We start from the raw sequence: 2,091 nt of genomic DNA, 5'->3' as shown, positions 1-2,091 counted from the left end.
GCATTTTGGTTTATAAATGAATCGGTTAGTTTGTTTCAAGTTTACAAAAAAGCTCGTTCTTTGGTTTTGAAAGTCTTAGTGTCAATTGGTTGGCCTAACAAACGGCTCAAGAGGGATTGCCAACGCGTGGCGACTTTAGTGCAAAATTGAAGTTCAGTGTTTACAGTGTGTTTTTTGAGTTCGGTGGTGCGTTGTCAACCCCTTAGCCGGGCGTTATGTATCAGGAGGAAAAATGGAATACAAATGGAATGTGTTTGCAACTGTTGTTGTTGCGTTAATTTCAGGAGGGGTAGGTGCCTACACCGCCAATGCAAACTCGGAAAGCATTTTAGAGTTAGAGAAGCTTAAGCTTGAAGAGAAGAAGTACAATGATCGGATTGCTTTTTTCAATAAGAGGTGTGATGCCATTAGTGCGTTACACCGTGATATGACTGATGGAGTGCAAAATCTTTACATAGGTGGCTCATCTGAAAACTTTCAAGAAACAGTCCAGCGTTTAGCTAAGCTAAGAAGTCAAAGGCAAGAAGCTGAAACATATTTAGGTGAGGTAGCTCTTGCTCATCAAGCACAAATAGAAAAAGCACTTGAAGCTAGTGAAGAAAAAAAGCCTGAGTTTGTTGTAATACCAACGGTTTCAGCACTTCGCGAAGAGCTGAAGCTATGTAATAGCGCAGATGCTTTTTCAGCAAATACATAACAATCTGTTTAAGAGTGATTCGCAACGCGTGGCATTTTTACCATGCGTTGATTTTAGTGATTAAGGTGATATGCGGGAGCTTCAGTATTGCGTTGCTCACACCTTAACAGGGCGTTAGGCAAAGTGAGTTTTTATCAGCTAAATCGAGTTTGAATTGAACGGTGAATTCAATGTTCTCATGGCTGGACTTAAGCAATAAATCGTCATCACATATTTGTTGTTTCTTGATCGCGTTGGGTTGCTTAGCGCTGTAAATTCAGCGGCAAAATAACCTTCAGCATCCAAACGTCCGCCGAGCATGCTACGCTCGTCACTTTTCTTCCAAATCGCTCAATTTGAGTTTTTTGTTTCTTTGCTGCGTTGGAGTTTTGGTTTATAAATGAATCGGTTAGTGTTTTTCAAGTTTACAAAAAGCTTTGTTCTTGGGTTTTGAAAGTATTGTTGTCAATTGGTTGGCCTAACAAACGGCTCAAGAGGGATTGCCAACGCGTGGCGGCTTTAGCGCAAAATTGAAGTTCAATGTTTACAGTGTGTTTTTTGAGTTCGGCGGTGCGTTGTCAACCCCTTAGCTGGGCGTTAGCTGCTTACAAGTTCGCATGTTCCATTAGCTGTACAAGTTGGTTTTTTAGTCATATACTTGTCTCATTAAACGTACATGTGGAGGCTTTATGAGAATTGTATCTTTTACAGAAGCTAGAAATAGCTTGAAGAGCGTTTTGGATGCTGTTGTTAATGACGCAGATACAACCGTGATCACACGTCGTGATTCTGAAGATGCCGTTGTTATGTCACTGGATTATTACAATAGCTTAATGGAAACGGTTCATTTACTTCGTTCTCCGGCAAATGCTGAGCACTTACATCGTTCAATTGCTCAATTTAAAGCGGGTAAGGTGAGCCAAAGAGATTTAATCGATGAGTAGTCGTTTATTATCTTGGACTGATGAATCTTGGAATGATTATGTTTATTGGCAGACGCAAGACAAGAAAACACTTAAACGTATAAATAAACTCATCACGGATGCTAAGCGATCTCCTTTCGAGGGTATAGGTAAACCTGAGCCACTAAAAGAAAACTTATCTGGTTTTTGGTCGCGACGAATAGACGATGCGAATAGGTTAGTTTATGCGGTTGATGATAGTGCTATCACGATTATTTCTTGCCGTTATCACTATTAATTTAGGCTTTATCGTCAGGCAGCTAACAAACGGCTCAAGAGGGATTGCCAACGCTTGGTGGTTTTAGTGCAAAATTGCAGTTCAGAGTTTACAGTGTGTTTTTTGAGTTCGGTGATGCGTCGTCAACCCCTTAGCCGGGCGTTATGCAACTCAGGTAAATTTAGGGGTTCAATCTTTTGGGATTTCTCCGGCTATTCGTTTTGTGTTGTCGGCAA

At 40.8% G+C, this 2,091-nt stretch carries 3 protein-coding genes; all 3 read left to right on the top strand.

Features of this window, described 5'->3' with window-relative positions; translation table 11 throughout:
- The first annotated feature begins 232 nt into the window (after window positions 1–232).
- The 3 genes from AACT23_RS16005 (at window position 233) to AACT23_RS15995 (ending at window position 1,876) form a co-directional block, all read left to right on the top strand.
- Window positions 233–697: a hypothetical protein gene (locus tag AACT23_RS16005; RefSeq protein ID WP_094128249.1), complete on the top strand. Its 465-nt coding sequence runs from the start codon at window positions 233–235 to the stop codon at window positions 695–697.
- Between the two features lie 668 nt (window positions 698–1,365).
- Window positions 1,366–1,620: a type II toxin-antitoxin system Phd/YefM family antitoxin gene (locus tag AACT23_RS16000; protein ID WP_009836585.1), complete on the top strand. Its 255-nt coding sequence runs from the start codon at window positions 1,366–1,368 to the stop codon at window positions 1,618–1,620.
- The gene (locus AACT23_RS15995) at window positions 1,613–1,876 is read left to right on the top strand and encodes a Txe/YoeB family addiction module toxin (protein WP_009836584.1); all 264 of its coding nucleotides are present in this window, start codon (window positions 1,613–1,615) and stop codon (window positions 1,874–1,876) included. The genes AACT23_RS16000 and AACT23_RS15995 overlap by 8 nt, the downstream gene beginning before the upstream one ends.
- The last annotated feature ends 215 nt before the right edge of the window (window positions 1,877–2,091 follow it).

Source organism: Vibrio sp. V09_P4A23P171, from assembly GCF_963875615.1.
Lineage (GTDB): Bacteria > Pseudomonadota > Gammaproteobacteria > Enterobacterales > Vibrionaceae > Vibrio > Vibrio anguillarum.
This window is presented reverse-complemented; position numbering and strand designations above follow the sequence as displayed.

What these genes read in the sequence shown, in the direction of transcription:
- AACT23_RS16000 (WP_009836585.1), top strand. Translation starts at nt 1,366, where the DNA reads ATGAGAATTGTATCTTTTACAGAAGCTAGAAATAGCTTGAAGAGCGTT.
- AACT23_RS16005 (WP_094128249.1), top strand. Translation starts at nt 233, where the DNA reads ATGGAATACAAATGGAATGTGTTTGCAACTGTTGTTGTTGCGTTAATT.
- AACT23_RS15995 (WP_009836584.1), top strand. Translation starts at nt 1,613, where the DNA reads ATGAGTAGTCGTTTATTATCTTGGACTGATGAATCTTGGAATGATTAT.